This window comes from Desmonostoc vinosum (assembly GCF_059505385.1).
The window spans coordinates 61,093-69,461 of the sequence record NZ_JCACKM010000004.1; the positions used below are offsets into that span (position 1 = coordinate 61,093).

An 8,369-nucleotide genomic window follows, 5' to 3' on the forward strand; every position below is an offset into this window, starting at 1 on the left:
GCATTTACATCGGTTTAAAATATATTTTATTAATACTAAAATAACCAAAACTTTTATGAAATATGCTTGGAAGTTTGGGATTAAAATTAGTAACTTATTGCTGATAGCAGTGATGCCAATACTGGGATTTTTCCTATTGTCGCATTGGGCAAAAGCTGAAGACCCAGGAACATGTTTTATGGTGACATCTTCTGGAAGAACTATCAGCTTGAGAAAACTTTGCCGCACAACATCTTCAGATAGTAGAGTATTTCGGGTTCCCATCAAACGCCGTATTGGTAATACTCCACTGATTGATGTCACCTTCAATGGCAAACAAACCTTCGAGATGGTTTTAGATACAGGTGCTAGCAGTACTGTAATTACACAAGAAATGGCGAGTAATCTCAAACTTAAAACTACAGGTATACTGCAAGCCCAAATTGCCGATGGTAGTCGAGTACAATTTTCTACTGGCAAGGTAAAATCTCTGGCAGTGGGTGAAATTACAGCTAATAATATTGAAGTTGCGATCGCACCAAAAGCAGGTTTTGGATTATTAGGTCACGATTTCTTTGGCAAATACGACATCAAGATTTTAGAAACAGAGGTCGAGTTTCATTACCGTTGATCGATCCTGGCATAACTTTAGAACAACAACATAGGATTGCTATATATAATCTTGACTATACAAATTTTAAGCTATGAACCTTTATTGATAAATATAAAACCGCGTGTTTTACCAGATTCTGAGTCAGTAGTTGACATTGCTTTCCATAAATCTCCAGTTTTTACCCAAACTGGCGGATATTTATAACGGGAAACATCGAGAATTAAAAATCTATCTGTTTGTTCATTATATGCTGCGATGGGAGAGATATGTCCCCCTCTTTCTTGACCTATTTCTTTTCGTAAATAGTTAATTAAAATAAAATTTCCTGATTGCTTTAAATTTTCTGCTGCTAATTGACGAAACTGTTCTAAATTAGTATTGGCAGCGTGGTAAACTTTGACTTGCACACCATAACTTGCTAACAACCCTCCTAATTGCTCTAGAGTCATGCCTTTACGAGAAACAACTTCAGGAGTAATAACTTTTTTGGTGTTTTCATTGTTGAAAAAATTTTCTTGAGTAAAAACTCTATATGGCTTATACTGTGGTGCTTCTGGTGCAAGAATCTGTAAACTGTTTAGCACCATGACGCTACTAGCAACACCGCAATATGCTTGATTATTTTGGGTAATAAATTGCATACTCAACGGAAAAAAGTCTGCTCTTGATTTACTGTCAATTAAGAGTTTTTCGCCTGCTGGAGAATTAAAACCAATCAAGTTAGGTGAGAGATTTAATGTTTGAGAAAAAACGCTTCCATGAGAAATACATAAGCCAACAATAGAAGCTTGAACGGATGTTTTGAGGACTTTGAGAAAATTAGTATTCATAATTGATACTACCTCACTAAAATAGGCTCGTTTTACTACATTTAATCAACAGCGTCAAAACTCTAATTCTATTCCCAATTGCCAATTTTCCATTCTCTACTTTAAATCTAATCCTTTATCTTTGCGAAACTTGCGAACAACGTCTTTAACGTCTTTGAATTCTCCTTCAACTAAGTTATTTAATTGTCGCATTTCATCAGCAGAAATTTTTCCGGCAAGTTGAGCGATCGCTATTTTTAATTCTGGGTATTTTTGCAAAGTTTCTTTACGAACAATGGGCACAGCTTCATAAGGTGGAAAATATTGTTTATCATCTTTCAGCACTACCAAACCCAAACGTGAAATTTGCCCATCTGTAGAATTACCTGCTACGATATCTACTAGTTTTTGCAGCAGAGCGCGATATATTAAACCCAAATCCATATTTTGGGGCGGCTTAGCAAAACGTAAATCATAGGTTTTAGCTAATCCCGCAAAACCATCTTCCCGTTCTAAAAATTCATAGCCAAAACCGCCGCGCCACTGTGGTGTATACTGGGCAGCTTGAGAGAGAGTTTGAATGCTGTAGCGCCTAGCATCTTCACCTCGAATAATCATTGCAAAAGTATTTTCAAAACCTAAGCTTGGCATGATTTCTAAATTAAATTGCTGGGCATAAGCTTGTTTTAATTTTTCATAAACTACTTTTGGATCATTAATTGTTTTTTGTTTTAAAATCCCAGTAAAAGCAGTGCCAGTATATTCGATATAAGCATCAATTTGACCAGCAGTAATTGCACTATGGCAAACAAAAGAACCACCCAATCGAGGACGACGTATAACTTTTAAGTTAGTTGTTGACTCAATTTGCTGTGCTAAAAGTTCTCCTAAAATATCTTGTTCAGTAAAATCTTTAGAAGCGACAATAATCTTACCATCATTGTTACTCTCGACATTTGGCTGGCAACTAGCAATGACTAGCACTACAGCAAAGATACAAAAGCAGAATACTAAAAATTTTTTCATTAGGTCATTTATTATCTGTCATTTGTCATTGAATATATTCATCCCAAGTTGCTGTTAGCCAGGTATCACTGGATAATTTTGTTTGTAATTTGCTCATAATATCGCTGATTACCCTTGAAATTGACTTAATAACCAAGCACCAACTTGACTTTGATTCATCTGACGAGTTCGGCGTAATGCATCATTTAATAGAGAAATTATTAATCCTGGCAATACTTGAGATTCTGTGATTCTTCTACTACCTTGATTTGCTATGGCAAAAGCCATCACTTGAGCATTCTGAACATCTACAATCCAGTATTCTTGTACTCCTAAATCTTCATATATGAGCCGTTTCTCGCCTTTATCATCAGCTAGAGAAGTCTTAGCAACTTCAATTACTAAAGCTGGTGGGGGATAAATATCTAAATTGATAATTGAAGTCCCATATGGAACAACATTGGTGTTTTCACCAATGTAATAAGAGATATCAGGTTGAACCTCACTAACACCTGGTTTGCGGTAGGTACAGTTATCCTTGCCATTTAGAGGAATACCTTTAACGCTGGCAAACAGATTAACAGTAAAGATCACTATTGTGTGGTCGCTTGCGTGGTCATTTCCAACTGGTGGCATTTCAATCCTCATCTGTCCATTGTGATAGTAGCACTTGGCTTTTTCGTAGATTGGACTGGCGATCGCTTGAATGTATTCATCCCAAGTTGCTGTTAACCAGGTATCACTGGATAATTTTGTTTGTAATTTGCTCATAAGATTGCTGATTACCCTTGAAATTGACTTAATAACCAAGCACCAACTTGACTTTGATTCATCTGACGAGTTCGGCGTAATGCATCATTTAATAGAGAAATTATTAATCCTGGCAATACTTGAGATTCTGTGATTCTTCTACTACCTTGATTTGCTATGGCAAAAGCCATCACTTGAGCATTCTGAACATCTACAATCCAGTATTCTTGTACTCCTAAATCTTCATATATGAGCCGTTTCTCGCCTTTATCATCAGCTAGAGAAGTCTTAGCAACTTCAATTACTAAAGCTGGTGGGGGATAAATATCTAAATTGATAATTGAAGTCCCATATGGAACAACATTGGTGTTTTCACCAATGTAATAAGAGATATCAGGTTGAACCTCACTAACACCTGGTTTGCGGTAGGTACAGTTATCCTTGCCATTTAGAGGAATACCTTTAACGCTGGCAAACAGATTAACAGTAAAGATCACTATTGTGTGGTCGCTTGCGTGGTCATTTCCAACTGGTGGCATTTCAATCCTCATCTGTCCATTGTGATAGTAGCACTTGGCTTTTTCGTAGATTGGACTGGCGATCGCTTGGATGTATTTATCCCAAGTTGCTGTTACCCAGGTATCACTAGGTAATTTTGTTTGTAATTCGCTCATGATATCGCTGAAGAGGAACTCTAATCACAATCATACAAGTAAGTTTTATTTTCCAGCACTAAGCTGAGAGTGAAGGTTTAACTTGACCAAAACGGCGATCGCGTCCTTGATAGCTTAACAATGCTTGATAAAATGCCGCTCTATCAAAATCCGGCCAGAAAATATCAGTAAAATACATTTCTGTGTACGCCATTTGCCACAAGAGAAAATTGCTCAACCGCATTTCACCACTAGTACGAATTAACAGATCTGGTTCTGGGATATCTGCTGTATAAAGGTGTTTTTCTACAATACTTTCATTCACTTGTTCGGGGCTAAGTTCTCCTTGCTGCACTAATTTGGCCAATTGACGACAGACTTTAATAATTTCATCACGACTGCCGTAATTGACTGCAACAGTAAAGTGAATTGCCTGATTATTTAACGTTTCTAACATTGAGCGCTGCATTTGAACTTGTAAAGAATCAGGTAAAGCTGACAAATTCCCAATAAATGAGATTCGCACTCCTTCACGATGCATTTGTGCTAACTCTTGGCGTAGCAATCGCTCAAATAAAAGCATCAAAAAATCCACTTCTTCGGTGGGACGCCGCCAATTTTCAGTCGAGAAAGCGTAAGCTGTAAGTGCTTTAATTCCCCAATCTTTACAGCATCGCAACAATTCTTTGAGTGTCTTTGCTCCTTGGCGATGTCCAGCAATACGTGGTAAACCTCGACTGTTTGCCCATCGTCCATTACCATCCATAATCACAGCTACATGTTGCGGTAAGTATTGAGGGTTTAAGTCTGTAGGTAATGCTAAAAGTTGTTTTTTATTATTTGTCATTTGTCATTTCTCCTTTTTCATTGGTCATTAGTCATTTGTCCTTCGCAAATGACTAATGATACTAAGTTGCCCAAGTGAGTATTGTTTAAAAAACAGAGTAAAGTATTGAAAGCTTCTTGAAAACAAGCCTCTCAACGGATATATTAATTACGAATTACGCGCTTCGTAGCGGTAGCGTAAAGCCTACGGCATAGCTTCGCTTAGAGCGAGGTACGAGCGTCATTACGAATTACGAATAAATCTTGTAAATACTTTGGTGTGAGAGTGCTATTCCAACTCCACAAACGATGCATTACGTAAGTAAAAGTGAATAATAAAGTAACTTTGTTATTCAAAGACCAAGAATGCCAATTAAGTGTCCCCATCATGCGGCGTAGGGTACGAATTAGGTTATTGCGTTGATAATTTTGCGATCGCGTTTTGATTAATGTGCGACCAATTTGTACTAAGGAAATTTCAGGGAAAGCCCAAACCCCAAATCCCCAGAATTTCGCCATGTGGTTGATTTCATCTTGGGCTAGTTCTTCGAAAACATCAGCAAGTTCGCCAGTGGTATGGGCCATTAACCACAGATATAGGCAAGTTGCACCGTACTCAGTAGCAACACGGTGTAAGCCGTGGCGATATAAGTCTTGATAAGGATCGTTAGTGGGAAGATACCCTCTGACTGTACGAAGTTTTGGAGTAATTTTCTCGCCTGTTAATTGGCTGTAAACTTTGAGTAAAGCGGGAGTATGTTGACGTTCTTCTTTTTCCCATAAACCCAGTTCTAGCAAGTTACCATCTTCGCCAACTGTGCCACCGACAAAACGCGCCATCTGAGGATGCAATCTTTCTAAATACTGGCGACTTGTTTGAGTATAGCCGCGAATGGGTGCTTCTGTATCTATTGCACCTACAAGAATAGATAGAAATATCTCTGAATTTATACCGATAATTTGATTCAGGTTAATTGCTTTCCAATCAATCAGTTTCCAAGGACGCTGTTGAGGATTTTGAAATTGTAATGGTAAATCTTGCAAGCGTTGATGTAGTTTTTCAATTCCAAGATATTGATCTACAAGGAAACGAATACGATGCTGGTTTTGAGATTGATGGGGCTGAGAGTAGGTTTGATCTGCCAAATTTTCTGTAAATGGACTGATAACATTAGGCATATTTTTGACATTACTTTTATCTCTATGCCCAATAGCCTAAGCGATCGCTCAGTCATTTGTCAGTCGGTTCAAGTCGGCAAAAAAGTCGGATAAGTCTATTTCTTCCCTACTCCCTACTCCCTACTCCCCACTCCCTTAAAAATAATATGTTTTTTTGAGTCAACGCTAATAATACCTTGTTGTTGTAATTTGCCCATTAATCGCGTAATCGTCACTCTTGTAGTGCAACAAGCACTAGCAATATCTTCATGAGTAAAGCGAATATTGAGGCGAACTCCTTCTGAAAAAGTTTCACCAACTTCCTGTTTTAAAAATTCCAATAGATGATACAAACGATCTTGTACTCGTCGCCTACCAGAGATGACTAAAAAAGATTCTGCTTGCTGTAAACGTTGATTAATTTTTGGTAAAAGAATATGGCTCAGTGTAGAAGAAGCTGCTATCTCTGCTACATAAATTGATACTAATTCAACATTACAGAGGGCTGTTGCTTGGTAAATATTTAGAGAGGTCATACTAGAACCAAAAACCATTCCTGTTGTTGCCAACCCAATCAAAACTTCTTCACCTGTTTCGCAAAATGTACTTAGCTTGACCCAGCCTTGACAAACATAGTAAATTTCTAATGGACTTAGAGGAATAATCTCTCCTCTAGAATGTTTATGTAGAGGGCGGTCTTGGATGAAATCGTTGTCATTCTTGATGACTGGTGATTGCGATCGCTCACGCTCTGCAATATTACGCATTAGCCAGTGTAAAGAGATAGCTTTACCCTGTTGATTGCGAACAGCAGCCACTGTCAAAGCTGCATTTAAAGGTTCACTCCGGGGTTGTTGCCAGCGCATTACTAATTCTCGAATTCTGTCCGATTGTGATAGCTGAACAAGTTCTCGGCGGAGTTGCTGACGTTCTTCTAAACAGACAAAGTTAATTATTGGTTTGCCTACCAAAAAATGTTTTGAAATATTGAGTAATCTCGTTGCCGCATAATTAGCTTCTTGGATTATGCCTTCTGCATTGGTTACTAAATAGCCATCTGGAGCAAACTCGAATAAATCTTGATAGCGTTGACGTTCTGCTTCTAGTAAATTTCGAGTTTGTATTAGTTCTTCGTTTTGTTGATACAATTCTTCTGCCGCTAACTGTACCATCCTTGATGTGCTATAAAGTTCCTTGAAAGCTTGCGGCAATAAATCTAGAGGTATCCAAGGCAAAACACTAGCAGTTTGGTATAAATCTGTTAAACGCCTGTGCAATGCTTCTGTACGTTGGATAAATTGTTCTATGTTCACCTTAAATTCCCGCTACTTGTTTGCAGAGGTTGAACAAAAAAATCTACTAAATAAATTTTTGGCTCAATTGCAGTATTCCTGAAGCTACTGAGTGACAAAATGACCCTCTGTTTGGGCTGCAATTGCTAGCCGTAAAACTTTAGAAAGGCACATTTATTATTGTGGATTAGCGAGCCATACCTTAGTATAATTTCAGATTTCAAATATCACTGTTGTCTAAGCGCGTTGTCACTCCTCAATTTCTTGATGTTTGCGATAATTAGCGCTATTTTTTCAAAGAATAACTGTTACTTTCTGACATAACTTCTATCACAAGAATCAAACCACTACTACTAAAGGAATAGAAATTGAGTTAACTCTAAATGTGTTCACGAACACAATTTTTCATTAAATAAAAAATTTAGTATATAAAAATACAAAGCTATTTAATAATGATTTACTAGAGCGTGTTTTCAAATCTCGGAAGGGGCCAAGCATCCCCTACATCCCTACAATCCCTACACTTTTATTTAGTCAGGCTTTGTTAAAAATTTATATATCTTTTAAATGTTTTCATGAATTTAATTTGAATTTAGCTAGAATCGAAGATTTAAAAAATCAGTAATATTTCTCTTTTAAAATAAATATCTATAGCAGTAAATTGTTAACTGTTGTGTTAAATATATTGACGATCAAAAATATTTTGATTAGAAAATAGTTTTACATGCATAACAACACAATTGTTTAGTATTTTTTAACAAAGATTATAATTTTATGCAGCAATACTTTTTTAATTTTATGATTATCTTAGGAGCTAGTGCAACTTTGCTCATTTCTCCATGCCAAGCTCAAACTCCCACAGAGTTAAATGAAAAAAGTAGCAATAATCCCAAATCTTTAAACTCATCTCCAGTTACAGAAGTGACAAACTCTGGTAATGATACTAATAAAGATTTACCTATACTTTCTCAAGTAGATAGTAACTCCTCTGCTTCTAACAGCGATGTAGCCGTCAAAAAGCCTGAACCACGTATTCCCATCTTCAGTAGAATTTTTCCTGCACCTTCAATGCAGCAGTAATCAGTTACTAAAAATTTATTTACAAAAATGTCATTCTCAGTTAAATTCAGAATGACATTTTTGTATTATTGAAACAATCAGGTCTAAAACCTCGCCTCCTACCTTCGTTAATTACGAATTACGTTAGCGTTAGTGGTAGCGAGTGATCGATAGCGTTAGCGAAGCGGTAGCGAGGTACGAGCGTCAGCGGTAGCGATAGCGTAGC

Annotated in this window: 9 protein-coding genes; 2 read left to right on the forward strand and 7 right to left on the reverse strand. The window is 37.1% G+C overall.

Going from position 1 to position 8,369, the window contains the following annotated elements; translation table 11 throughout:
* Nucleotides 1–55: 55 nt before the first annotated feature.
* Nucleotides 56–610 carry a retropepsin-like aspartic protease family protein gene (locus tag AC5JMF_RS00685; RefSeq protein ID WP_495793792.1) on the forward strand — a complete coding sequence of 185 codons (555 nt, stop codon included), beginning with the start codon at nt 56–58 and terminating at the stop codon, nt 608–610.
* A 71-nt stretch (nt 611–681) separates the two neighbouring features.
* On the opposite strand, the gene AC5JMF_RS00690 is transcribed toward AC5JMF_RS00685, so the two are convergent.
* The 7 genes from AC5JMF_RS00690 to AC5JMF_RS00720 form a co-directional block, all read right to left on the reverse strand.
* The gene (locus AC5JMF_RS00690; protein ID WP_495793793.1) at nt 682–1,422 is read right to left on the reverse strand and encodes a phytochelatin synthase family protein; all 741 of its coding nucleotides are present in this window, start codon (nt 1,420–1,422) and stop codon (nt 682–684) included.
* Nucleotides 1,423–1,518: 96 nt separating this feature from the next.
* A complete protein-coding gene (locus tag AC5JMF_RS00695; protein WP_495793794.1) occupies nt 1,519–2,427 on the reverse strand; it encodes a glycine betaine ABC transporter substrate-binding protein in 909 nt (302 codons plus the stop codon).
* 108 nt (nt 2,428–2,535) lie between these two features.
* Nucleotides 2,536–3,177 (reverse strand): Uma2 family endonuclease, encoded by a 642-nt coding sequence (locus tag AC5JMF_RS00700; RefSeq protein ID WP_495793795.1) that lies wholly within the window; start codon nt 3,175–3,177, stop codon nt 2,536–2,538.
* A gap of 11 nt (nt 3,178–3,188) precedes the next feature.
* On the reverse strand, nt 3,189–3,830 hold the full coding sequence (locus AC5JMF_RS00705) for a Uma2 family endonuclease (protein ID WP_495793796.1): 642 nt from the start codon (nt 3,828–3,830) through the stop codon (nt 3,189–3,191).
* Nucleotides 3,831–3,888: 58 nt separating this feature from the next.
* Nucleotides 3,889–4,656 carry an undecaprenyl pyrophosphate synthase gene (gene uppS, locus AC5JMF_RS00710; protein ID WP_495793797.1) on the reverse strand — a complete coding sequence of 256 codons (768 nt, stop codon included), beginning with the start codon at nt 4,654–4,656 and terminating at the stop codon, nt 3,889–3,891.
* Between the two features lie 200 nt (nt 4,657–4,856).
* Complete coding sequence (locus AC5JMF_RS00715; protein WP_495793798.1) at nt 4,857–5,813, reverse strand: ferritin-like domain-containing protein; 957 nt, start codon at nt 5,811–5,813, stop codon at nt 4,857–4,859.
* Nucleotides 5,814–5,926: 113 nt separating this feature from the next.
* Complete coding sequence (locus tag AC5JMF_RS00720) at nt 5,927–7,105, reverse strand: helix-turn-helix domain-containing protein (protein WP_495793799.1); 1,179 nt, start codon at nt 7,103–7,105, stop codon at nt 5,927–5,929.
* 753 nt (nt 7,106–7,858) lie between these two features.
* Between AC5JMF_RS00720 and AC5JMF_RS00725 the strand changes: the two genes are divergently transcribed.
* Nucleotides 7,859–8,164: a hypothetical protein gene (locus tag AC5JMF_RS00725; protein ID WP_495793800.1), complete on the forward strand. Its 306-nt coding sequence runs from the start codon at nt 7,859–7,861 to the stop codon at nt 8,162–8,164.
* Nucleotides 8,165–8,369 lie beyond the last annotated feature (205 nt).